This is a genomic window from Paraburkholderia sp. Ac-20340 (assembly GCF_017104965.1).
GTDB lineage: Bacteria > Pseudomonadota > Gammaproteobacteria > Burkholderiales > Burkholderiaceae > Paraburkholderia.
Genome location: NZ_JAAGPR010000011.1, coordinates 48,276 through 72,977, shown reverse-complemented (window position 1 = coordinate 72,977; position 24,702 = coordinate 48,276). Strand labels below are relative to the sequence as shown.

The following is a 24,702-nucleotide window of genomic DNA, read 5'->3' as shown; positions in this document are numbered from 1 at the left end:
TTGTACTTGTGATCAAACTCGATGCCGCGCTTCGCTGCGCTTGTCTATGCTCGCGCCCGGTCGCGCGCGATCGCTTTCAGAAACATTCCTGCGTGCTGGTGACACCCGAGATCACGCCGATGCAGTCGCGCTTCGGCGCCTTGTGTTCCGCGTAGCGAATCCGCGTGGGCTTCACCGGCGCCGGCGCGGCCACCGGTTCGACTTTGCCGAGCAGCGAGTCTTTGGTCACGCCGCTCGTGGCGAGGTTGTTTTCGTCGACCTGATTGCGCAACACCAGCGACAAGGTGCCCACGCTGCGTGCGAGATCGAGTTTTTCAGCCTGTTCCGGCGTGACTTCCAGCGTGACGGCATCCACCACCTTCGGTGCCGTGTCTTCGCGGCTCACCTGCTGCGCAACCGCCAGCACCAGAATCTTTTCCAGCACCGTTTTGGAAATGCTCAGTTGATCGGTATGACCCGGCTCCTGGGTATTCACGATCACATCGACGTAATTACCTGGCAGTGCGAACCCCGCCACGCCGACTACATCGTTGACGCGCACGGTAATGGCCCGCTTGCCCGACGCAATGACCGCCGACAAACCACCCTTGGTGCCGACCGGCGCGAGCTTCGCTTCGATCACCGGCTCGCCCTTCGTGACGCTCGAACGCACGACGCGGCCTTCGAGCGACTTGGCATCCTTGAATACGCCGGGCGGCAGGCTGTCGGCCGGCCAGCTGACCGTATGCACCATATTCGCTTCGATCGGCTCGCCCAGACTGATGTCCTGATTGGCGACCGCAACCGACGTGATGCCGCTCGACGAGGTCTGCACGAGCCAGCGGGACGCCGAAAGTGCGGCCGCGAGACCCGCCGCGAGGGCGACGACAAACATGATCAACGCGCGACTGTTCTTCATGGCAAAACTCCTTCGTTGATGGCGACGTTCGCGGTCAGGCGGAGGCGAACAAAACCCCTATCGTTGCGCTGGCAATCGCCACGCCGTAAGGCAGCGTGCCCAGCGAGGCCGGTTGTGCATGAGACGCGGCGCTTATCCCGGCAACACCCGGAAGCCAGCGCGCGCAGCCACGCAGGAGCAGCAGCATCAAATCTCTCAACTTGCCGTGCTTCACGATCACCGCGATCGACCACACTCCGCCGATCAACAGCGCCACCAGCACGATATGCAAGGCAAACGCAGGGCCGACCCAGGCGCCGATCGTCATCATGAGTTTGACGTCGCCTGCGGCCATCCCGCGTACCAGATAAAACGGCAGCAGCAATGCGAAACCCGCCAGCGCGCCTTCGATCCAGACGACGCCGCCGCGCAAGGCGCCGAGCAGACAAACCTGGGCGAGCAGAGCGACGATCAGACCGCCCAGCACGATGCGATTGGGGATGCGCCGCGCGACGAGATCCGTGCTGGCCGTCACGATGGCCAGACACACCACGCACAGCGGAATGGGTTGCGGCGGAAGATGCTCGACAAACATGGCGCCCCTCGTTTCGTGTTGTTTTTATGGGTTGGTATTGGTTGGTGAGACTGCGTATGCGGGCAGAGCGGACGAATCGCCGCCAGCGATTCGTCCGCCGCCTCGCGACTCAGATCGAATCGCCGATCGTGTCGAAAGCAGTGCTGATCTTGGTAGCAAGGCCCGAGACAGCGGCGATGATGGCCAGCGCGATCAGCGAGCCGAGCAGCGCGTATTCGATAGCCGAGATGCCTTCTTCGTCACGGATGAAGCGGCTTGCGTTAGCGATGATGTTCTTCATGATTAACTCCATTAGGATGACTACATAAATCCCATTGCCGGAATGGCGTTGGGGATGAACGACTCGAAAGCGACTGAAAAGCGAGTGAAAAGAGAAGCTGGCGATCAGGCCTGCTGCAACATCGGCTGCATGCGGATGGCCGGACTCGCGCACATCGCAGCAATCGGCTTCAGCCGAAGCTGGCCGCCGCTGCGTGTGTCAAGGTGTAGAGTCCGCCGTGCGGCCAGCGTCCCGCTTGCTGGCGCGCTACGGCTGGAAAAGGTGCGTCGTACACAAGATGCGAACTGCGCGATAGCCCCGTAGATCATTTTTATGCCCCGATTCAACCTCGTTTCTATTTGCATCCGGTCTATGCCGGTGCTGTGCGTCAGGTCTGCGGTGGCTGTTTCGTTCCCGACACCGCCGACCTGCGTGACCAGTCCTAGGCAAAGTCCGGGCCAGCTCCGCGAAAAGCCCGCCAGCATTGGATCGGGCGTATTTCGGCAAGAATTGCCCACGACAACCCCGTGTTAGAAATTGTTACTGGATTGATACATCGGTTTTTTGGGGACGGACTGCGCTGCACGGCGCGTCTGCCTTATGGATAAAGGCTTGCAGCCTCTTTTCCCAGGACTTTCCCTGGGACTGCGGCATGTCGCGCCGCGCACCCTTTTTTTTAGCGCTGCAGCAAAGCTGTCCGCAGTTGATACAAGGCTGAAACATGGGCCTGTTTTGAACCGACAAATCGGCGCAAAACGCTTCAAAAACCGCTGTGCGCGCGGCAGCGACGGCGCCCATGGAATACGTGGGCTTGAAACGCCTTGCCGTTTCTACACATAATCAATCGTCGGTTATTAATGCAGACGAATTGGATTGCACGAGCAGATGAAGAAAAGTGCTGCAAAAAGGCAATCAGGCAACAGGCAGCGATCAGGGAAGAAACGCAAAAGAAGCAGTGAAACAAGTCGCACGACCGAGGACATCCGTTCCGGATCGGCAGACCATTCGGGGGCGGGACAATGGATATTCCACTGGGATCGGCGCGCGGCGCCGGGCGTCACACACGAGGCTGGATGACGAAAGAGCGGTTTGTCGTCTACTGCCTGACGATGTGCATTCTCTATATCGCCTTCCTCGCGATGTGGGCGCGTATCACGCACGGTTTTCTGGCAACCGGCACCGCCCGGCCGGCTGGCGATTTCGCGGTGTTCTGGAGCGCCTCGCATGTGATGCTGCACGGCACGGCGGCCCAGGTGTACAACTTCACGTCGTTCTCCGCCGCGGCCGCGCAACTGTTCGGTCCGAGCCCTAAAGACTCGTTTCTGCCGTGGCTCTATCCGCCCACCTTCCTGCTGTTCGTCACGCCTTTCGCGTTGCTGCCCTTCTTGCTGTCTTACGCGCTGTTTGTCGCGACTAGCCTGTTTATCTACGTCAAGGGCGCGCTGGCGGTTTCGGAACTCGCACGCTGGACCGGCAATATTCGCGTCGCTATTTTGTTGATCGCGAGTTTGCCTTGCGTGTTCGTGGCAGCCCTGTTTGGACAGAATTCGCTGCTGACGGCCGCGCTTGCGCTGTTCGCCGTGCGCTGGATCGACCGCTTTCCCGTGCGCGCCGGCATCTGCATCGGACTGCTGGCCATCAAGCCGCAAATGGCCATGCTGTTTCCGTTTCTGCTGATCGCCACGCGCTCCTGGCGCGCCTTCGCCAGCGCCGCGGTCACCGCCACGGCGTTTGCCGCGGTGAGCATCGCCGTGTTGGGCACGCCCACGCTCAAGCTCTCTTTTCTGGCCGCGGATCTCGCCCGTAGCGTGATTCTCGAACAGGGCCGGCTGTTCTGGCTCGCCTCGCCGACGGCGTTCGCCGCACTGCGTCTGGGCGGCGTGCCGCTGCAACTCGCCTACGTAATCCAGGGCGCCATTGCCGCGCTCGCGATCGCGGCGGCATGTCATATCTGGCGCAAAACGCGCGATCCGGGCACGCGAATCGCCATCCTTGCCGTCGCCACGCTGATCGCCAATCCGTATGTCTGGCATTACGAACTCGCCTGGCTCGGCCTCACGCTGGCGTGGCTGCTCGCCACCGGCCTGCGCACCGGCTGGCAACGCGGCGAGCAGACCATCATCGTGCTGGCGTGGTTGCTGCCCGTTTTCGAACTGTTCAATCGCTGCCTGGAGTTGCCGCAGATCGGCTCGATCGTTCTGCTGCTCGTGCTGCTGATCGTCCTGCGCCGCACGCGCGAAGAAGAAGCACGATGAACGCGCACCTTGCCGCCGCTCGCCGCGCGCCGATGCGCGCCGGACATTGGCTCAATCCTGCCCGGCTGCGCAACTGGTCGTTCGTGGCGTTGATGTGCTATCTGATCGTCGGGTTGGGCTATCTCTATCACCTGGCGTCGCATCACGCCGGTTTCCGGCAACCCGCCACTGACATGCTGCCGTTCTGGAGCGCCTCGTTTCTTGCGCTGAAGGGCCACGCCATCGACGCCTACAACATGCAGGCGATCAAGGCGATCGAACTGGCGATTTCGCCCGCGCCCGTCGAAGCCGGCGGTTATGTGCTGCCGTGGCTGTATCCGCCGACTGCCCTGCTCGCCGTCCTGCCGCTCGCGCTGTTGCCGTATCCCGCAGCGGTCGTGCTGTTCGTGCTGGGTTCATGCGCGCTCTTCGCCGTGACGGTGCGCGCGATCGTGCGCCATGCCGAAGCGGGCTGGATGGCGCTGGCGTTCCCGGGCGCTGCGCTCGTCGTGGTGATGGGACAAAACGCGTTGCTGACCGCCGCGCTGGCCGGGCTGGGATTGCACTGGCTGCGCCGGCATCCGGTGGCAAGCGGCATTTGCTTCGGGCTCCTCTTCATGAAGCCGCATCTAGCGCCGCTGTTTCCGTTTGCGCTGCTCTGCTCGCGCTCGTGGCGCGCGCTCGCATCGACTTGCCTGACCGTGGCGGCGACGCTCGTGCTCGCATTGCTCGCCTTCGGCGCGAATACCTTCGATGCCTTTGTGCACGCAACGACCTTCGCAACCGGTTACGTCGAAGCCGGCAAGGGCTGCCTCGAACGCATCCCCACCTTCTTCGCGCTGATGCGCATGCTGCAGGCGCCTGTGCCGCTCGCCTACGCCGTACAAGGCATCTCGATCCTGGCCGCGTGCTGGGCCGTCTTCGAAACGTGGCGCCGCGAGGCTCCGCTCGCGCTGCGCGCCGCCACGCTGATGTGCGCAAGCCTGCTGGTCAGCCCGTATCTGCACGACTACGACCTGGCCTGGTATGGCGTCGTGATCGCCTGGTGCTGCCGCTATGGTTTCTCGCACGGATGGCGCCGCGGCGAACGCGAATGGCTCTGCCTGCTCTGGCTCGCGCCGGTGCTCGGCATGCTGGTGGTCGCGCGCGTGCATGTGCAGTTTTTGCCGATCATCAGCGCAATGACGCTGTGGATGCTGGTTCAACGCACGCGCGAGGCGCAGCGCGCGCCCGTTGTGCTGGCAGGCAACCGGGACGATTGATGCTGCGCTGGCGCCGCAAGCGCCCGCAGTCAAAGAAAGCAGACGTGGCACCACGCCACGCAGCAGGAGAGACGGGGGAATCATGAATACACGTACCAGCAAGCCGCTTGTTTCGATGGTGGTGCCGTTCTACAACGAGGAAGAAGCGATCGACGCGTTCTTTGCCGGACTCGTTCCGGTGCTGGAAGCCATCGCTTCGATCCGCTTCGAGATCGTCTGCATCAACGACGGCAGCAGCGATGCGACGCTCGCCCGACTGATCGACGCGAGCAGCAAGGACCGCCGTATTCGCGTGATCGACCTCACGCGCAACTTCGGCAAGGAAGCCGCGCTGACCGCGGGTATCGACGAGGCCTTCGGCGACGCCGTGATTCCCATCGACGCCGATCTGCAGGACCCGCCGAGCCTGATTCCGGTGATGATCGAGCATTGGCGCGACGGCGCCGATGTGGTAGCCGCGCGGCGCACCAACCGCGCCAGCGACACCTGGGCCAAGCGCACCGCCGCAGGGCTCTACTACCGCGTGCATAACGTGCTGTCGGATGTGAAACTGCCCGAGAATGTCGGCGACTTCCGCCTGATGGATCGCGAAGTCGTCAACGCGCTGCGGCGCCTGCCCGAATCGCGGCGCTTCATGAAGGGGCTGTTCGCGTGGGTGGGCTACCGGACCGTGATCGTCGATTACGTGCGCGAGGCGCGCAGTGCCGGGCACTCGAAATTCTCCGGCTGGCGGCTGTGGAATTTCGCGCTCGAAGGCATCACCAGTTTCAGCACGGTGCCGCTGCGTAGCTGGACCTATATCGGCCTTGCCATTGCGGCAGCCGCGTTCCTGTATGGCGGCTTTATCGTCGGGCGCACGGTGCTGTTCGGCAATCCCGTGCCGGGCTACGCCTCCTTGCTGACCGTGCTGCTGTTCATGGGCGGGATCGAATTGATCGGCATCGGTGTGGTGGGCGAATACGTCGGGCGCATCTATCACGAATCCAAGGGCCGCCCGGTTTATCTCGTGCGCCGTCGTTATCAGACCAAGAACAAGGTCAGCACGCTGCCCATTGAACATACGCAGCGCACCCAGCGCGCCGGGCGCAATGTCGCGCGCACCGCGCAGATCGTGCGGCTCGACCCCACGCGCCGCCGTACCGTCGCGCGCGTGCGCACGGCAACGCGTTGATAGCGTACTTAATCAAGCAGACAAATAAAACGAACGTCTGAACTATTTATCGCGATTAATAAAAATACCTGTTGAGTACCACCTGGATAATCATCTGACTAAATCGCGTTAAGCAAAGAACGATGCGGTTTTAATCTGATTGCAACCTGCACGACGTTGAATTAAGGTCATTCTGTGCGCACCCAGACCACGCGCATTCGCGAATACGATCGGCAAAAACACGATCGATTCGCCCGGTGGATTCGTTTCGGGGGAATCATGAATACCATCTCGACTTCAATGGCAGCGGAGCGTTCGGTACTGTATGTCTCGGCCAGCCCGGACACCCGCATCGTCGAATTGCTGACATCGGCCAACTGGCAGGTTGCGCTCGCAACCGGTACGGAGGCGACGGCGCCAGCCGCTTCGCGCGTCGGGCTGATCGAGCTGCCGCCCAACGTCACGCAGGAACAATTGGGCGCGCTGCAGACCTACGCGCAACAGGTGAAAGTCACGTGGATCGCGCTCGTGCAGCCCGGCCAGTCCGAAGACACCGGCACGCGCCAGTTCATCCTCGATCATTGCTACGACTTCATCACGTCGCCCTACCCTGACCGCAGTCTGCTGTTCGCCATCGGCCATGCTTACGGTCTGGCGACGCTGCGCGACGCGTCCAGGACGCCGAATGTGCCGAGCGCCGCGAATGCCGCCGCCACGGCGCTGGAAGCGCCCAAGCGCGTCACTTCGCGGCGTAGCCACGGCCAGTTCGACATGATCGGCGAATGCGACGCCATGGAAGAGCTTTACCGCGGCATCCAGCGCTGCGCGCACACGCCCGCACCGGTCTTTATCAGCGGCGAATCGGGCACCGGCAAGGAACTCGCTGCGCTCGCCATCCACAATCGCTCGGCGCGCTCGCGCCAGCCTTACGTCGCCATCAATTGCGCGGCCATTCCCGCCACGCTGCTGCAGGCCGAACTCTTCGGCCATGAGCGCGGCGCCTTTACGGGCGCGCTGCAGCAGAAGATCGGCCGGATCGAATCGGCGTCGCGCGGCACGCTGTTTCTCGACGAAATCGGCGATATGCCTTACGCATGCCAGGCCGTGCTGCTGCGTTTTCTACAGGAAGGCACGTTCGAGCGGCTGGGCAGCAACACGCCGATCAAGGTCGACGTGCGGATCATTTCCGCGACGCACGTCGATCTGGAAGCGGCCGTGGCGGAAGGAAAATTCCGCGCCGACCTCTATCACCGGCTTTGCGTGCTGAAGGTCACCACGCCGCCGCTGCGCGAGCGCGAAGCGGATATCGACCTGCTCGCCCAGCACGCGCTGGCGCTCTACAAGAAAGAGTCGCAGGTCAAGATTCGCGGCTTTTCCGCCGACGCGCTCACGGCGTTGCGCCAATACGACTGGCCCGGCAACGTGCGCGAGTTGTTCAACTGCATCCGCCGCACCCTCGTGATGGCCGAAAACCCGGTGATCAGCGCCGCCGATCTGGGCCTGCGCGCCATGCCCAACTCGCTCGGCGACGCGCTGAACGTCGCGCGCGCGGAAACCGGAGCGTCGGCCGCGCCCGCCGCCCCGCAAAGCGTCGCGAAAAAGCCCGCGCACGCGTAATTCATCACGCTGATGTCCGCCGCGCCGCCACCGCAAGGTCGCGGCGCGTTGGCGTTCGCCCCGCCTTTTCCCCTCATCCGCGTTCAAAACGATGCTTATCGCATCGAATGGCGCGCCCTAAACCCGCCTCGATCGCCATAGTGGTAATCCATATTCTGAAAGCGCTTGTCTGACTATTTGTGTTGGTATACCGTATTACCGTATTAATCCAGACTGAATCCAGACGAGCCGATGCTCGCGGTTTTTCCCCGCTTTCCCGTGAACATGAAGATGCAGAACCTTTCGATCGGCAAGAAGTTGACCACGGCGTTCTGCGTCGTCATTGCAGTGTTTCTCGTCAGTTCGGCCGTGTGCTGGTACGGCCTCAACGCCATCGATCAGAAGCAGAAACAGAACGCCGTTTCCGTGCAGGCGCAATTGCTCGTCAAGGATGCGGGCGCCGACTACCTGAACATCATCTGGGCGCTGCTCGCCTACAACCTCGACGGCCAGCCCGGCCACAAGAAGTGGAAAGTCGATCACATCAGCGACTTCCGGCAGCGCATGGCGGCCATCAAGGCGCTCGATCCCGCCGATGCGGCGCGCAACCAGCAGGTCGATACCGCCGTCGCGCAGTACGACGCCTGGGAAGCCAAGGTCGTCGATCCGATGCTCGCGATGCGCACGCAGGTCAACGACGGCAGCGCCACGCTCGCGCAATTGAGCGCGCTGACCGAAGGATTCGGCAGCTATCTGGGCACGGGCGACATGATCGCCGCCGTCGACGCACTCGACAAAAGCGAGCGCCAGCGCATCGACACGCGCACCGCCGAACTGGACTCGCTGCGGCACACGATCTACACGAGCGTGGCGCTGGCGGCCGCGCTGGCCGTCCTGTGCGCGGCGCTGGCCGGGCGCTGGCTCGTGACCGCGATCCGCGACCCGCTCACGCGCGCCGTCGAAACCGCGCAGGCGATCGCCGCCGGCCGCCTCGACAGCCGCATCGACCGCACCCACAGCGACGAAACCGGCCGCCTGCTCTGCGCCATGGACGATATGCAGACCTCGCTGCAGACCATCGTCGGCTCGGTCACGCAGGGCGTGGAAGCCGTCAAGGTGGGCGCCTCGCAGATCGCGGCGGGCAATACCGATCTGTCGTCGCGCACCGAACAACAGGCCGCCGCGCTCGAAGAAACCTCCGCGACCACGCACGAATTGACCGAAGCCGTGCGTCAGAACGCCGACAACGCGCGCCACGCCTGCGACGTGATCGTGCGCGCGATGGACGCCGTCAACGCGGGCAACACCATGTCCGCACAGATGATCGAAACCATGAACGAGGCGTCGGGCAGCGCGGAAAAGATCGCGTCGATTACCTCGATCATCGAAGGCATCGCTTTCCAGACCAATATCCTCGCGCTCAACGCGGCGGTCGAAGCGGCGCGCGCGGGCACCGAGGGGCGCGGCTTCGCGGTGGTGGCATCGGAAGTGCGCTCGCTCGCGCAACGATCGTCGACGGCCGCGAAGGAGATCAAGGAACTGATCGAACAGTCGACCACCTCGATCTCGGGCGGCGCGACGCGCGCGCATGACGTCGGCGCGACCATGACACGACTGCGCGCCGACATTGCCTCGGCGAAAGACGTGTTCGAGTCGATCGCGCAGGCATCGACGGAACAAAGCCGTGGCCTCGAACAGGTCAATCAGGCGATCGCGCAAATGGATCAGGTCACGCAGCAGAACGCCGCGCTCGTGGAAGAAGCCGCCGCGGCCGCGCACGCACTCGACGAACAAGCGATGCGACTGCAAGGCGCGGTGGCGGTGTTTTCGGCCTGACATCGCAGACTCGAACTTGACGCGGTGACGCTCGCCGCGCAATTTAAGAGTTTTCGGATACCACTTTATCTCTTATGAGATCACTTTAACGTTTTAGGGCGGCAAATCCTGCTGCCCCGATTCGTTAGGGTGAGCAATGCGTGATGCGACGACCGGGCGCGAAGTTGCCCGTATAGGCGATACAACCGATCATGGCGGCGAGATTATCGAAGCCGCCCACGATCTCGCACACATGGGCCGGCGCGTGGCGTTGGACGGACATCTCGTCAGGTGTCCGAAATGTGGCGGCAACTTTCCCATTCAGGCAAGCGGAAAACGCACGCATGGCGGCGTGCCGGTCGCTTTTATCGGCGATAAAACCGCGTGCGGCGCGACAATCATTGGCGCTCGCGCATGACCACGCTGCAATGGCAAATGCTGAGCATGCGCGGCCCCGCCCTGCCGGAACGCCCAACCGTCAATTCGCGTGGGCGGCCGCATGATGAAAGCGTCCTGATTCCGCGAAGGATTGTCGGGCGCGAAGGCATCGGCAAGCTGTTTGAATATCGCGTGGAGGCAACGGCTCGCGCGAGTTTCCTGCCGATGATTTTCGACGAGGACGAGCGCACGCGGATCGACCTCGATCGGATTGCCGGAACGCCGATCTGGCTGACGATCGATCTCGAGCGCGTTGAGGATTCGCGCGACCCCACGCGCATCGTTACATCGAGCAGCGGCGCGGGTGTGCGCGAGATTAACGGCATCGTGGCGTCTGCACGCGTGCTGGGCCGGCAAGGCGACGACAACATCTATGAGTTCGTCGTGCGGCCCGTATTCTGGCTCGCTTCGCTGAAAGTGAATTCGCGCGCTTTCAGTGGCTCGATCATCGATATTCTTCACGACGTCATCAGCCCGTATGGGCTGATCGAATGGCGTATCGGCGAACTCCATCATCCGCAGCGCGACACGATCCGCCAGGCGTGGGAAAGCGATTGGGTTTTCTTTTTGCGGCTCTGCGAAGAATGGGGCTTTGTCGTCTGGTTCGAGCATCGCGACAAAACGCATGTGCTGGTTATCGCCGATCACGTTGGCGCGTATCGCAGGCACGAGCGTGCGTATGCTTCGCTGCGCTATCACGCGGGCGGTGGGCATATCGACGAAGAACATATCGATGCGTTCACGCTTTCCAGCACGGTTACTGCGGGCAAGATCACGGTGCAGGACCATAGCTATAAGACGCCGCGTCTGAGCCCGAATGCCATTGCGTTTCGCGAAACCTATGCGCAGCCGCGTAATACGGCGAATGCCGCTCAGGAAATCTTCACGCGCGCCGAATTCGCGCAGCCGAATAACCGGCGTAGTGCGCACTATGACGAAACCGGTTGGCGTGACGATGCGCGGTATCTCGCGCGCGTAAAGCTGGAAGCGTTGCGCGCGACGGGTTTGCGTGCAGAAGCGCGTGGTGCGTTGCGTGGGATCGAAGCTGGCAAGACACTCACGCTGACGCACTATCCGTATGCCGCGGCGAATCGCGAGTATCTGGTTACGGGTTGCGAATTGGACATTTGCGCGACCGGAACGACTTCCAGCACCGCGCGCGAGTATGTCATTACGAATTCGTTCGATCTTCAGCCGCTGGATGAGCCGTATCGTATGCCGCAAATCACGCCCCGGCCGGTGATGGGCGGATATGAATACGCGGTCATTGTCGGCCCTGACAACGCCGAGATTTTCGTCGATGAAATGAATCGCGCGCTGGTGCAGTTCGATTGGGATCGCGATGGAAAATTTGATGGCAGATCGTGTATCTGGGTGCGGCTCGCGACCTCATGGCATGGGAATGGGATGGGCACGGTGGCACATGCCCGGTGCGGTCAGCAGGTATTGATCAGCTACGTCAATGGTGATCCCGATCGTCCTGTTGTCGCCGCTTTCATGGTCGACGAATGTAATCCGGTGCCCTGGAAAATGCCCGTGAATCACGCGCTCACGGGCATCGTGAGCAAGAGCCTGGGGCTGGGTGCGCAGACCAATCATCTCGCGCTCGACGACACGCAGGACCGCATGCAGGCGCAACTCGCAAGCGATCACGCCAAATCGAGTTTGAGTCTGGGCTATATCACGCGTATCGATGGAAACGCGGGTCGGCAGGATGCGCGCGGGGAAGGTTTTGAACTGCGCACGGATAAACACGGAGCGATTCGTGCTGCGCTTGGGCTTTTGCTGACGACGTGGGGACGCACTCGGGCATCGGGCAAGGTTGCGGAGATGGGTGAGACCATCGGCAAGCTGACTGCGGCGCGCGATATTCATGAAAGCGCTGCGCGGGAGGCGCAACGGCATGGTGCGCAAGACGCCCTCTCCGATCAGGCGGAAGTGACGGCGGCAATCAAGAGCGCCAACGCCAGGTTGAAAGGTCAGTCCACGAATCAGCGCGATGCGTTCCCGGAGTTCGAAAGTCCTGACATTGCAATAGCGAGCGCCGATAACCTGCATTTCAGTGCGGCGGGTAGCACGCATATTGCCAGTGAGAACCATACGGCGTTGACGACGGGCGGGCATACATCGATCGCCACTGGCCAATTTCTGTTGGCTTCTGCTCTCGGGAAGATTGTGCTTTACGCACGAAAGGCGGTCACGGTGATTACGCGCGGCCCAATGCGTTTTCAGTCTCAAGACGGCAATATCGACATCATTGCCAGCAGGGTTCTCCATCTTCTGAGCGAGCAGGACGAAATCAGGCTGACGGCCAAGCGAATCGTGCTGAATGGTGGCGGGTCCGAGGTCGCTATCGATGAAACGGGCTTATTTTCCCGGACCCGCGGTGCCTTTCTTGTCCGCGCAGCGTCTCATGCGACAGATGCTCCGCAAAACGTCCCGTTCAAAACGCCCATCACCGATATTGCGGATGCCAAGGTTGTCGAACACTTTTTGCTGCCAGACGGCGGCTGCGGACTGTCGACTGCCGAGCAGGCTTATCGAATCAAACTCAACGACGGAACGCTAATAGAAGGCACGTCCACCGCGCACGGTGAAACTTCGCTGGTGATGAGCGAAAGCATGCAGATCGCGGAAGTTCAACTTTTACGAGTGGACGGTTCAGTCATGGCGCTGTATCGGCCGATCCTCACCAGAACCACGGATACCGCGTTCATCTCGCCTGGGAGCAGCGAAACATGAGCAAGAAAAATGAGGGAATCCAGAAAGTTGGCCATCTTACGCTCAAGAAAGTCACGCCAGGGCCGACCTCCGCTGGCATTGCGCCAACCTATGCCGTCTGCACCCCAGACCGTTGGGGCCTGCGTTACTCCGACCTTGATCCGGACAGGAAAGGACAACTCGCTTATCCGGTAGCAAAGAGTTTCGGCTGGAAAATGAAATCAATGCTGATGAACGAAATTCAATGGGGAAATACTTTTCTCGGGTCGTCGAAAGATGAACCCAAACTGAAACTGGATTGGCCAATCGATCACACGCAGTTTTCGGACTTTGTCGAACTGCTCATGCCGGTCCTGAGCGAAGCCTTGACGAGTCCAACTGCCGGCTTTGGACTGCCAGTTGACGCCATGCCGTTGATCGTTCCTTACAACCCAACTGCGCGGGGAGAGCAAGGCTCATTCACTGTGAATTATTGGGTGATGAGTCTAAATCTCGCTGCACTCAGCGATGTTTTTTATGACAAGGTGGATACACACGCCAAAGCAAAGCAGCTTGGTGTCTTTTCGAACACAATCTATCACGAAGCCCGGCATTGCCAGCAGGCGTTCTGGACTTATGCATTGATTCTTCAACATCCCGATAATTTTGAGGAGATACCCAATATATTGAAATGGCCGGCGGCAATGGCATCGATCTACACCGACAAAAGTACGCAAGCTTTCAAGGCCATCGATCTTGCCACCCGCGCCCCCATCCCAGCCGACACGGCCGCCCTCATTAGTTTGAAAAGATTGGCGGTTGGCTCCTATCTGTACACCCTCAATCTGTGGCGAAGTGCAGATCACCGCACTTCCTGGCTGCCGGATTCCGCGTCGCTCAATGAAGAGTATCAGCGCGTACGTCTCGTCGCCGCGGATCTTTTACAACATGTTGGTTTGGGAGGAACTCCAATTGACGTCGATGCAATGGTTGCCGAGCCACGTGCGTGCGCTGCTGACTATACCGGTCGGCCGTGGGAAAACGACGCGTTTGTTTGCGGCAACACTGCGGAAGCGTACTGGAAAGAAGCAATGGGCTTGCTTCTCTATACGAATCCAGCAGATCAGTGCAGCAAGGATTATGAGGCTGACTATATTGCTCACCAGCGCAGTCTGGGTTTGCAACGCGATTCAGGCAGCACAACCGGAGGTCAGTAAGGTGGAAGTTCCAGCAAAAGCCGTGATGTCACCTGAGCAACAAGCCGATCTGCTTCAATATATGAGAACAGGACTTGAGTGGGCATCTGGAGATATTTCATTGGACGACGTTATGAAGCGCCTTGGAAGCCCAAAACGTCGAACTGAATTCAACAATGACATTGAATACAAGTGGTTTCCTTATAATTTAATGACTATTTCCTTCGCCTACAGGAAACACCAAGCCGGTGACGAAACACCAAGCCGGTGACGAAACACCACGGATAAACAGCTTCGAAATCATGCTTGACGATGCGGTCATCACCAATTATCCATATCAACAAATCGAACAACTCGGCCTCGACCGAATCGTGCACGGCGAAAAAATTGATGGATTCAGAACTGAACAAGGGGATTTTTACTGGCCCGTTGGTGTGATCTCCATGTCCAGTGCTTTTCCACCGAACTATGGCACTCTCTCGTACCGCAAGAGACTTCCAGAAGATTCCCCGTATGACCTGTACGTCACTTTTGACTACTTGATGGAATTGAAGAGCGAACGTGGACCATGGGACGTGACGAACATTATCCGCGCCGACAATCTTCGTCGAATGAGGATCGGTCGAAGTTATCTTACGCCGGAAGATTTAAAAACACGCAACCAAAGCGAATTTTAAAACGAGGGCGATCAAGTTTGCTCAACAACCATCTCCTGGATTAACAGTTGAATCGTATTGGTATCTTCTGAATTTTTGGCGAAGACCAGATTTTCGCCCTACCTGGCTGCCGGATTCCGCGTCGTTCAATGAAGAGTATCAGCGCGTACGTTTCATCGCCGCAGATTTTTTACAACATGTCGGTTTGGGAGGAACTCCAATTGACGTCGATGCAATGGTTGCCAATCCGCGTGCGTGCGCTGCTGACAATATTGCTCGCCAGCGCATTCTGGCTTTGCAGCGGAATTCAGGCAGCACAGCCGGAGGTCAGCAAGGTGGAAGTTCCCTCGAACAAAGTGATGTCACCTGAGCAACAAGCCAACCTGATTCAGCGCATTAAAGTGGGACTGCAATGGGCTTCGGGAGATCTATCATTCCCCGATGTTGTGAAAAACTTTGGAAATCCGGTTTACAAAAATGAAATCGGTAGCGAAATCGAGTACATGTGGTTCCCTGACAAGATGATGGCGCTCTCCATAATATATAGAAGATCAAAATCCAATGGCGATGAACCACGGATAAGTGGTTTCAGAATTTTGATAGACGATAATGTCACCATCAATTTTCCATATCAACAAATCGAACAACTCGGCCTCGAACGCGTCGTGAGCGGTGAAAAAATTGACGGAGCGAGAACCGAACAATCAGATTTTTACTGGCCCCTCGGGGTGATTTCGATGTCGAGCGCTTATCCACCAAGCTATGGCGTTCTCTCCTATCGCAAGAGAATTCCAGAAAATTCCCCTTACGACCTCTGCGCCACTTTTGACTACTTGATGGAAATAAAAAGCGAACGCGGACCGTGGGATGCGACGAACATTATCCGCGCGGACAATCTGCGGAGCATGGGGTTCGGCCGGCACTATCTCACGCAGGACGAGCTAAACAAGCGCTCACACGGTGTATCTAGCAAAAGTGAGTGAGAGCAGCAGCCGAGATCACAAACTTCATCGCAGGACTTCTACTTCTTGCAAAGCGCGTCAACGATCGCACTATCAAAGCGCGCCAACTATCGCACGATCGCCCGCGCTCTATCCCCTCACCGCCCCACCACCACCCCATCCTCCGCCTCGATCGGTGCCTGCAGATCGCGCTCATCGAGTTCCCAGACAATCAGTTTCGGCGGCGTCTGCTTATAAGCCGCGCTCGCGAAATACGCCCGCGCGGAGCCGCCAAACTTCGCCCCTTCGCGCGCAAAATTCCCCACCCCCGTGCCCAGCGCCAAAGCCAATTGCGGCACGAAATCTGAAGTCGTCGAATACGACGTGCCGATCACCGCGATATTCGGCAGATCGGCGTCACCGAACAGATCGTCGGCGGATGAAGCGGCTTGCGCCTCGTGAACATAGGCGCGGCTCGCCACGACTTCCGCACGCGGCTGCCACGACGTCGGCAATTCCTCCAGCCCCGCCAGCCGCACCAGATCGCCAGGTCGAAGCGCAGCCGGCTTCTGCTCGACCCGATACCCCGGCTTGCTCGCCCCCAGCGTCACGCCCAACGCGCGAATACGCTGCGCCACGGCCTGCGCGGCGGCACCCGCGCCGTCCTGGGTCCAGTGCGTATCGGTGCGGAAAAACGTATCGCCTTGCACGCTACGCAACGCATTACCCAGATCAACCACCGGCACGCGCTGCGCCTCCAGCCGCGACACCCAATCCGCCAGCCGCCCATTCAAGGAAACCGGCCGATAAAGACTGCACAGATGCTGCGGCTCGATACGCGACTTGTCGGGCACCACGGCAACCAGCAGCGCGATCCCGTGGCTCGCCAGTTCCCGCTGCACAGCGGCAACCGTCGCAGCGCGCGTGGCGAGATGGTTTTCGCCATCGGCGTACACGTTCAGTTCATCGCGCAGAAACAGCCAGCCCGGGCAACCTTGCCGCACACGCGGCCCCAGATCGCCGAGCGTCAGCCAGCCCAGCGCGCGCTGCACACGCGCGGCATCGGCGGCGATGGGCGTATCGGCCATGCGGCTTGCAAGCGCTTTCGATACCGTGCCGTCGAGCAGGCCAGCGCGCGTCACCGCATGCGGCAACAGCGATTCCGCCGTCGCCGCGAAGCGCAGATTGCAGAACAGGCCGACGAACAACAGCACCATCAACGTGACGGCAACGATCTTGCCCGCGCGCGTGGCCGGCATTTGGGGCAGTGGCTTGGGATCTTCCATGGCGTCAGAACTGGAAGTAAAGGAACGGCACCGCGCCGCGCGCGACGATCAGGCCAAACGACAGCAGAAAGCCCGCGAGCGGCCAGAGCGCCTGCCACCAGCGCAGCGCCGTCGTGCCCGGCAGCCGGTCCCACCACGCCTGCCCGATCGGCAGCAGCACGCAGACGATACCCAACGCCGCCGCCAGCGCATGCACCGGCCGCAACAGCACGATCATGGCGTCGCTCAAGCCGATGCCGTTCAAGCCGAACTGTCCGCGATACATCGCCATCGCCGCATGAAAGCCCTGCGCGCGAAACAGCGTCCACGCAAGCATCACGAAAACCAGCGTCAACACATGCGATAGCGCGAGCGGCACCGCAGGCAGGCCGAAGCGCCGCCACAGACGCGCCACCATCAGCGCCACGCCATGCGCGGTGCCCCACAGCAGGAAGTTCCAGCTATCGCCGCCGTGCCAGAGGCCCGCAATCGCCATCGTCAGCAGCAGGTTGCAGCAGGTGCGCCACTCGCCTTTGCGATTGCCGCCCAGCGGGATATACAGGTAATCGCGAATCCAGCTCGACAGCGACAGATGCCAGCGCCGCCAGAAGTCCTGAATGCTGTTCGCCAGATACGGATGATTGAAGTTCTCGGGAAAGCGAAAGCCCAGCATCTGGCCGAGGCCGATCGCCATCGCGCTATAGCCCGCGAAATCGAAGAACAGCTGCAGCGTGTAGAACCCGCAGCCGAGCCAGGCGTCGGCGAGCGTGGGCGCGTGCAGCGAGAAAGCGGCATCGACGATGGGCGACAGCGTATCGGCCACCAGCACCTTCATGCTCATGCCGATCATCAGACGGCGCGCGCCTGCGCTGAAGCCGTCCCAGTCCACCGTGCGCGAAACCAGTTCGCGCTTGACCCAGGCGTAGCGAATGATCGGCCCGGCAATCAGGTGTACGAACATTCCCTGATAGGCGCCGTAGCGGATCATGCTGTGATCGGCGGGCACGGTGCCGCGCTGCACGTCGATCAGATACGAAATCGACTGCAGCACGATAAACGACAGCCCGATCGGCAACACGACATGCTGCCAGGGAATCGGCCCGGCGTGGCCGAGCGCCAGCACGTTGTCGAGGCTATCGACGACGATATTCGCGTACTTGTACCAGCACAGCACCAGCACGTTCACGACGATGAACAGCGCCAGCCAGCGCCCGCGCGCACGCGGGCTCTGCGCGCGGTCGATGACGACGCCGCCCAGCCAGCCCCAGAACGTCAGCGCGATAAACAGCAGCAGGAAAACCGGGCTCCACCAGCCATAGAAAAACCAGCTGCAAAACAGCAGCACGCCGTTGCGCCAGCGCGCGGGCGACGCGACGTAAATCGCGAGAAAGGCCGGTAGAAACAGCGTCAGGAATTCGAGGGACGCAAAAACCATGCATCGGTCTCAGTCGAAGCTCAGTTCAAGCTCGGTTGAAAAAAGCCGCGGGCGTGATGCGCTTTTGCGCAACACGCCATCGTCAGCAATACGAAACGATTGCGCTCAGTGACTCACCGCGTCGTTGGCGAAGAAGATGCGCGATTGCGCGCCGGCCGGCACGAGAAACACCGTATAGCGCTGGCCCGCCACCAGCGTGCCCAGGCTCAGCGGCTGGCCCACGGCCTTGCCGCCGCACTGCAGTTGCACCGACAAGGCCACCGGATTCACCTGGCGGCGCTTGCCCTGCCCCACGGCCACGCCGTCGAGCAGCGTGACGTCGCGGCCCGGCACTTTCAGCGCGGGTGCGGCGCAGCGCGCGTCGAGGTTGTAGAGCGCAACCGACGCCTTGAGCGCGTTGAAATCGTCCGGCTTCTCGCGCACGGTCACGGCATGCGTGCCGTCGAGCGCGACAATGCTGACGAACTCGCCGGGCTGCACCGTGGCAGAGACGTCCTGATGCGCAGCGCCGCTCGTCAGCGTGCCGGAAACCGGCTTGCCCGCCGCGATCGGGAAAAAGTGGCTGGCCGGGTTGGCGGCGTCGAGCGCCACGCGCGCTTTCGAGCCCGTCGCGGTCACGGCAACCGCTTGCGTACCGCCATCGACGAAACGCACGAAGGACGAATCCTCGGCGGGACCGGTCGGATACAGCGGGATATCGGCGGCGAATGCGGAGGTTGCGGCAAACGGCAACGCAAGCGCAAACGCGCTCAACCCAAAGCGCGAGAGAAGGTTTTTCATGGCTTTTTCAATCCCTGAACGGCGGGCGCGTGCTGCATGGCATTGGCGATCGCCTTGCTCCAGGCCACGTAACCCATCTGCGTGTAGTGTTCGCCGTCGAGCGTCTGCCACTGGCCCGGTTTGGCGAAGGTGGTCGAATCAATATACGAGCAAGGCGCGACATTGTTGGCGAGAAACGCCGACAGTTCGCGCACGCGGTCATCGCTCTTGGCGAACTGGCCGCTATTGCTGCCCCAGCCCGGCCCGACCCAGACGCAGGCCGTGTGCGTATCGGCGATGGCTTTGGTCAGGCCGGTGACTTCCTGCCATGCCCAGGCTTTCGGAAACGCCGGCTTGTCGTACGAACCCATGGTGTCGCCTTCGATGACCACCACGAGATTGGGTTTATCGGCGTGAATCAGATCGGCGATGGGCGTCGTGTGCGCTTCCTTGCCGAGCACGGTGGCCGGGCGTTGATCGACCTGATCCGCGCCGCAATCGCCGGGCGTGCTCTTGAGCCAGCGCCCCGGGCTTGCGCCGCATACGCCCACCACATGCACGTGCGCGGCGCCTTGCGCCTGCAGGCTCTGCACGAGCGGCTCGCGCAGGTGGTTGTTCAAGGTCAGATGGCTTTCGCCGATGACGAGCACGGAAAGGCCCAGCAAAACGGATGCAGCAGCAGCCACACGACACTCCTGGTCCGGCCTGGCCGGACATCGATTTTGAAAGATCGGGAACGGCGTTCCCTCACGCGCACAGCAACGGCGCGCTTACTTTTTCGGCACGTTCGGCAGTTTGACCAGCGCTTTCATGATGTCCGTGCCCCACAGCTTGTAGCCGTTGGTCGTCAAATGCTGGCCGTCGACGGTCGCCCATTCGCCCGGCTTCGAAAACGTCAGCGAATCGATGTACTGGCACGGCGCCACATTGTTCGCGAGGAACGACGAAAGCTGCTTCACGCGCGTGAAGGTCTTCTGATACTTGCCGCCTTCGGTGCCCCACACCGGGCCGACCCACACGCAGGCCGTCTTGTTCGCCGCGAGGCTCTGCGTGAGCGCCGTGACCTGCTGCCAGGCCCAGGCCTTCGGGAAGTCGTCCTTGCCGTATCCGCCGATGGTGTCGCCTTCGACGATGATCACGAGATTCGCCTTGTTCGCGGCGATCAACTGATCGATCGGCTGCGTCTTCGCGCTGTGATCGACGACGAGCGGCGCCTTGTCGGTGCGCTGCGCGCCGCCGCACGTGCCCGCCACCGACTTCACCCAGTCGCCCGGCGTGCTGCCGCACACGCCATAGGTGTGCACGTGCGCGCCGACCGCGACCAGCTGGTCCTGCAAGGTGTCGATGAGGTAACCCGGCTCGCTCAGATGGCTATCGCCGATCATGAGAATGCTGATACCCGCGAGTACGGAAGCAAGCATGACTCTTCTACTCCTGAAAAACGACCGGTGAGCGCGATGGCGTCACTGATCGCTGTAATGCGATTGATAAGGCATGACCGGCATATCGAGCGACCGCGTCTGCGGCGCGAAGCTGAAGCGCAGATACAGGCCCGCCACCCACTGGCGATAGCTCGACGAATTGTTCGCGCCCACCGATGCCCCGCCCGTCAGATGGTTGCTGAAGCGGTACTCGGCGGTGGCGAGCAGGTTATAGCCGATGCCCGTCGACGACTGCGCCGGGTGGATCGCGCCATCGCTCAAGCCCAGCGACGACGCCGCCGTGACCGCCGCCGACTGCAACGCGGCATTGGTCGGGAAATACGGCGCGGCCGATTGATGGAAATACTGCAGACCGGCGGACCCTTGCAGCTTGTAGGTCCAGCGATCCGAACGCTGCGCCCACGTGACCGGCACGGTGAAAGCGTAGTAACGCTGCGGGCTGAAATAGCCGCCGTTGCCGTAGGTGAAGTTGTTCTCGTTGTGACGATAGAACTCGCCGCTCAGATTCAGGCCCGCGGTCAGCATGCTGTTGGCGCTGCGATGCAGATACCAGTAGGTGCCGCCGCCCACTTCGGCGCCTTCGTTCGACTGGACGTTGTGGCCGTCCAGATACTTCACGGAGCCGTAGCCGTAATAGCCGAATTGCTGGGTGTCGACGCCAATCGCGCCATGCACGCCGTTGGAGGTGACGCCGCCCCAGCTCACGCCGGTGCGCGCGTCGCTGGTCCCGGCGAACGAGGTGATGCTGTCGGTCACGGCGCGGCGCGACACGCCCGCGTTGAACCAGCTGCCCTGCGCCGCGTTGATGGCGCTCTTGTAGGTCACGCCGCCGACGATGTCGGTGTACTGGAAGCCCAACGGCGTGGTGCCGACATCGACGCTCCAGTTGTGGATTTCATAGCCCACGCCCAGGCCCACGCCGCGTGCGTTCTGCGAAGCTGGCGCCGGAACCTCGCTGTTTTGCTGCGCCAGCGCCGCTGCCGGGCCGCCGCCGAACTGGCTGCTGCTGTAGGCATCGGTGCCGAGCGTGCCGCTGTTCAGTTCCACCGGCGTCACGCGCAGCGAGAGCTTGCCGTTGCCGGCGGGAATCAGCACTTCCATCGGCTGCTGCACGTCGGTCAGTTGCGACAGGCCGCCCGCGCTGTTATTCGTCGAGACGATCAGGCCGCCACGCACTTGCGGCGAGCGCTGCGAGCGGATGTCGTCGAGTTCGTCGCGCATGTCGTCGAGCGAAATCGTGCCGTCCGAGGGCTCGGTTGCCGTGACGGTATCGGCGAGCGCCTGCGCGCCGATCGGCGTGCCTGCGACCGAGGGCAGCGCGGCGGTGCGCGCCGGAGCGCGTTCGCGCGAAGCCGTCGTAGTGCCGGCCACTGGCGTGTTCAATGCCGAAGCAGAAGCGGAGCCGGAGGCCGTCGCAGGCGCGGCCGCCGTATCCGTCGTCACGCCCGCCTGATCCTGAAGCGCCAGCGCCGCCGCAGCGGCACGGCGCTTGTCGCGCGCCGCGAGACGGGTATCCGCGTCGTCGTGAACGAACGGATTGCCTGCCACGTGAACGCTCTGCGCATTCACGCCCATGCGCTTTTCCTTCGCCGCGATCGCCGTTTCGAGCAGCGCCTGGGCCTCGCGGATCTTGCCCTGCATCACGTAGATGCGCGCCGCGCCCGCCAGCACGTCCGGGTCGTTCGGCGCCTTGGCGACCGCCTGCTTCAAAGCCGCATCGGCCACGCCGCCCTTGCCGGCCTGGACCGCCGCCATCGCCACGCCAAGCTGCAAGCCAGGGTTGTCCGGGTCGTTCGACAGCGCCTTCTGATACAGCGCGAGCGCGTGATCGTACTGGCCGTCGGCGGCATACATGCGCGCGAGTGCGGCATTGGCGAGGCTGTCGTTCGGACGCTTCGCGAGCACCGGCGCGAGCGTGTCGTAAGCCGTCGCCAGATCGCCTTGCTGGCGCTGCTGTTCGGCCAGCCGCACGGCGTAGAGGTAATCGAGATCGTCGAGCTGACGGCGTTGATCGGCGGTCAGCGTCTGCGATTCGAGGCCGCGCATCACGTCGCGCGCCTGCACGTTCTGCCCGGTCTTGAGCAGCAGGCTCGCGTAGGCCAGTTGCACGTCCGGGCCGCTGCCCTTCACGCCGTTGGGCATCAGGCCGTGCATCAGACTCATCGCGCGCGGCAGGTTGCCGGCATCGACATAAGCCTGCGCCAGCGCGCTCACGCGCGCCGGGTCTTTGCCCGCCGACGTTTCCAGGCGCGCGAGCATATTGCGCGCGTCGTCGAGGTTACCGTCGTGCGCCAGTTGCGAGGCTTGCGCCGCGACCGCCTGAAAGTCGATCTGCTGCGCGGTGGCGACCATATTCGGCGTGCGCGCGCTCGCCGGGATGCGCGCCATCGTGTCCTGCGCGCGCGACCAGTCGCCCATCTGCATCGCGAGCAGAGCGCTGGCGTAGAGGGCGTCGGGGTTGTCCGGGTTCGAGGCCAGCAGGCCGTCGACCAGTTCGCGCGCCTGATCGGCGTGACCTTGCTTGAGTTCGAAACGCGCCAGCTCCAGACGAATCCACGGATTGTCCGGGTCGGTGTGCTGCGCGTCTTCGAGGATGCGGCGCGCCGCGTCGAGATCGCCGCGCTGTTCGGCGGCGTCGGCACGCCCCGAGGCCACGGCCGCACGCAGACGATCGAGCCCGCCGATGCCCGCCTGCTGCTCGGGCGTCATGCCGTCTATCCACTTCTGCGCTTCTTCGGCGCGCCCGGTCTCGGCGAGGATATCGACGAGACCGCTCACGGCCTCGCGGTTGTTCGGGCTCGTGGCGAGCACGTCGCGGTAGAGTTTTTCCGCGCGCGGCAGATCGCCCTGGGTGGCGTAAAGACGTGCCGAGGCGTTGCGCCCGCCCGGCTCGGCCGGGTCCATGCGCAGCGCCTGATCGAGATCGCGGCGCGCGGTGGCGTAGTCGCCCACGCTCTGCGCGCCTTCGGCCTGGTTCACCAGCAGCCAGTAACGCGCGGAAGCCAGCGCCCGGCTCCAGTTCGCGCCCGCGCCCGGCCGCGAGGCGGCGCGCGAAAGCAGCGTCTGCGCCTGCGCCAGGTCGCCCTGTTGCATACGCACGAGGCCGAGGCCGCCCAGCGCGTCGGTGTCGTTGGGTTTATCGGCGAGCACGTCGCTGAAGGAGCGCTCGGCCGTGGTGATGTCGCCCGCCTTGAAGGCCGCGAAACCGCGCGGCAGACGCGGGTCCATGACCGGCACGGGCGGCGCCGAACCCGGCGTGCCGGCCGCGCGCGGCGAGGTCATCTGATGACGGATTTCGTCGTCGTCCGGGTGCAGCTTGAGATAGTCCTCGAACCACGAACGATTTTTTGCCGTGGGCGCGACCCACGTGAGCACCGATCGCCACGCTTCCGTGGCCGCACCGCCGATGTCCGGGCGCGCCGCCAGCTTTTCCAGCAAGGCCACGCCCGCCGCGCGATCGCGCTCGTCGCGCACCTGATGCTGGGCCAGCGCCAGCATGGTGTACGGGTCGTTGGGCGTTTCGGTGTTCAGGCGCTCGAGGCCCTGAATGCCCTGATCCGTACCGCCTTCGGTATAGCCCAGATAGGTGTAGTACTCGCGCGCCACCGTGCCTTGCGGCGGCTTGCCGCCCAGCGCCTTGTTGTATTGCGCGATGGCGGCGGCGAGCCCCTTCGGGTCGTTCTGGTTGACGGCGTCCTGCGCCATCTGCCGCGCCTTGGCGAGCGTCGACTTGCCGGGCTCCTGCCCGAGACGAATATCCTGTTCGAGCAGCGGCACGAAGCGGCTATCCGGCGCCGACGCACGCAGCTTCGCGAGGTAATCGCCCGCAGCCGCAAACTGCCGCTTGCCGACCGCGATCAAACCCATGCCGTAAAGACCTTCGGGCTGCTTCGGATCGGTCGAAAGCAGCTTCTGCCAGGATTGCGCGGCCAGCTCGGGCTTGTCGTGCGCCTGCCAATAGCGGCCCTGCTCCAGCAGCATTCTGGAGGTGGCGTCCTGCGCCCACGCGGGGTGGCTGGCCGAGGTGAGCAACAAACCCAGAATGCAGGCCTGGCTGCGGCTGACTAGCATGAACGTTTCCT

The 24,702-nt window shown here is 62.1% G+C and carries 20 protein-coding genes; 11 read left to right on the top strand and 9 right to left on the bottom strand.

The window, feature by feature from the left end:
• Positions 1 to 76: 76 nt before the first annotated feature.
• The 3 genes from cpaB to G3N59_RS16540 form a co-directional block, all read right to left on the bottom strand.
• The gene (gene cpaB, locus G3N59_RS16550; protein ID WP_205983706.1) at positions 77 to 898 is read right to left on the bottom strand and encodes a Flp pilus assembly protein CpaB; all 822 of its coding nucleotides are present in this window, start codon (positions 896 to 898) and stop codon (positions 77 to 79) included.
• A gap of 34 nt (positions 899 to 932) precedes the next feature.
• The gene (locus G3N59_RS16545) at positions 933 to 1,472 is read right to left on the bottom strand and encodes a prepilin peptidase (RefSeq protein WP_205983705.1); all 540 of its coding nucleotides are present in this window, start codon (positions 1,470 to 1,472) and stop codon (positions 933 to 935) included.
• Positions 1,473 to 1,581: 109 nt separating this feature from the next.
• A complete protein-coding gene (locus G3N59_RS16540; RefSeq protein WP_205983704.1) occupies positions 1,582 to 1,752 on the bottom strand; it encodes a Flp family type IVb pilin in 171 nt (56 codons plus the stop codon).
• Between the two features lie 1,052 nt (positions 1,753 to 2,804).
• Here G3N59_RS16540 and G3N59_RS16535 point away from each other — a divergent pair.
• The 11 genes from G3N59_RS16535 (at position 2,805) to G3N59_RS16485 (ending at position 15,761) form a co-directional block, all read left to right on the top strand.
• Positions 2,805 to 3,986, top strand: coding sequence for a glycosyltransferase family 87 protein (locus tag G3N59_RS16535; protein ID WP_241023496.1), 1,182 nt, complete (start codon positions 2,805 to 2,807; stop codon positions 3,984 to 3,986).
• On the top strand, positions 3,983 to 5,227 hold the full coding sequence (locus G3N59_RS16530) for a glycosyltransferase family 87 protein (RefSeq protein WP_205983703.1): 1,245 nt from the start codon (positions 3,983 to 3,985) through the stop codon (positions 5,225 to 5,227). Before G3N59_RS16535 ends, G3N59_RS16530 begins: the two co-directional genes overlap by 4 nt.
• Positions 5,228 to 5,309: 82 nt before the next feature.
• Entirely contained in the window at positions 5,310 to 6,398 is a 1,089-nt protein-coding gene (locus tag G3N59_RS16525) for a glycosyltransferase family 2 protein (RefSeq protein WP_205983702.1), read from the top strand.
• 258 nt (positions 6,399 to 6,656) lie between these two features.
• Positions 6,657 to 7,994, top strand: a complete 1,338-nt coding sequence (locus G3N59_RS16520) for a sigma-54 dependent transcriptional regulator (RefSeq protein WP_205983701.1) — start codon at positions 6,657 to 6,659, stop codon at positions 7,992 to 7,994.
• A 270-nt stretch (positions 7,995 to 8,264) separates the two neighbouring features.
• Positions 8,265 to 9,809, top strand: coding sequence for a methyl-accepting chemotaxis protein (locus tag G3N59_RS16515; RefSeq protein ID WP_205983700.1), 1,545 nt, complete (start codon positions 8,265 to 8,267; stop codon positions 9,807 to 9,809).
• A gap of 136 nt (positions 9,810 to 9,945) precedes the next feature.
• Positions 9,946 to 10,206, top strand: a complete 261-nt coding sequence (locus tag G3N59_RS16510) for a PAAR domain-containing protein (protein WP_205983699.1) — start codon at positions 9,946 to 9,948, stop codon at positions 10,204 to 10,206.
• Positions 10,203 to 12,968, top strand: a complete 2,766-nt coding sequence (gene tssI / locus G3N59_RS16505; protein ID WP_205983698.1) for a type VI secretion system Vgr family protein — start codon at positions 10,203 to 10,205, stop codon at positions 12,966 to 12,968. Before G3N59_RS16510 ends, tssI begins: the two co-directional genes overlap by 4 nt.
• Complete coding sequence (locus G3N59_RS16500) at positions 12,965 to 14,143, top strand: hypothetical protein (protein WP_205983697.1); 1,179 nt, start codon at positions 12,965 to 12,967, stop codon at positions 14,141 to 14,143. Before tssI ends, G3N59_RS16500 begins: the two co-directional genes overlap by 4 nt.
• Position 14,144: 1 nt before the next feature.
• On the top strand, positions 14,145 to 14,393 hold the full coding sequence (locus G3N59_RS16495) for a hypothetical protein (RefSeq protein WP_205983696.1): 249 nt from the start codon (positions 14,145 to 14,147) through the stop codon (positions 14,391 to 14,393).
• Positions 14,371 to 14,799 (top strand): hypothetical protein, encoded by a 429-nt coding sequence (locus G3N59_RS16490; protein WP_205983695.1) that lies wholly within the window; start codon positions 14,371 to 14,373, stop codon positions 14,797 to 14,799. The genes G3N59_RS16495 and G3N59_RS16490 overlap by 23 nt, the downstream gene beginning before the upstream one ends.
• 128 nt (positions 14,800 to 14,927) lie before the next feature.
• Entirely contained in the window at positions 14,928 to 15,761 is an 834-nt protein-coding gene (locus tag G3N59_RS16485; protein ID WP_205983694.1) for a hypothetical protein, read from the top strand.
• A 116-nt stretch (positions 15,762 to 15,877) separates the two neighbouring features.
• Here G3N59_RS16485 and G3N59_RS16480 read toward each other — a convergent pair whose 3' ends face one another.
• The 6 genes from G3N59_RS16480 to G3N59_RS16455 form a co-directional block, all read right to left on the bottom strand.
• The gene (locus G3N59_RS16480; protein WP_205983693.1) at positions 15,878 to 17,005 is read right to left on the bottom strand and encodes a cell division protein FtsQ; all 1,128 of its coding nucleotides are present in this window, start codon (positions 17,003 to 17,005) and stop codon (positions 15,878 to 15,880) included.
• A gap of 4 nt (positions 17,006 to 17,009) precedes the next feature.
• Positions 17,010 to 18,419, bottom strand: a complete 1,410-nt coding sequence (locus G3N59_RS16475; RefSeq protein WP_205983692.1) for an MBOAT family protein — start codon at positions 18,417 to 18,419, stop codon at positions 17,010 to 17,012.
• 105 nt (positions 18,420 to 18,524) lie between these two features.
• Positions 18,525 to 19,199, bottom strand: coding sequence for an alginate O-acetyltransferase AlgF (locus tag G3N59_RS16470; protein ID WP_205983691.1), 675 nt, complete (start codon positions 19,197 to 19,199; stop codon positions 18,525 to 18,527).
• Positions 19,196 to 19,864, bottom strand: a complete 669-nt coding sequence (locus G3N59_RS16465) for an SGNH/GDSL hydrolase family protein (RefSeq protein WP_321816166.1) — start codon at positions 19,862 to 19,864, stop codon at positions 19,196 to 19,198. The genes G3N59_RS16470 and G3N59_RS16465 overlap by 4 nt, the downstream gene beginning before the upstream one ends.
• An 84-nt stretch (positions 19,865 to 19,948) precedes the next feature.
• Positions 19,949 to 20,599, bottom strand: a complete 651-nt coding sequence (locus G3N59_RS16460; protein WP_205983690.1) for an SGNH/GDSL hydrolase family protein — start codon at positions 20,597 to 20,599, stop codon at positions 19,949 to 19,951.
• A gap of 42 nt (positions 20,600 to 20,641) precedes the next feature.
• Positions 20,642 to 24,691 carry a cellulose biosynthesis protein BcsC gene (locus G3N59_RS16455; protein ID WP_205983689.1) on the bottom strand — a complete coding sequence of 1,350 codons (4,050 nt, stop codon included), beginning with the start codon at positions 24,689 to 24,691 and terminating at the stop codon, positions 20,642 to 20,644.
• Positions 24,692 to 24,702: the final 11 nt, after the last annotated feature.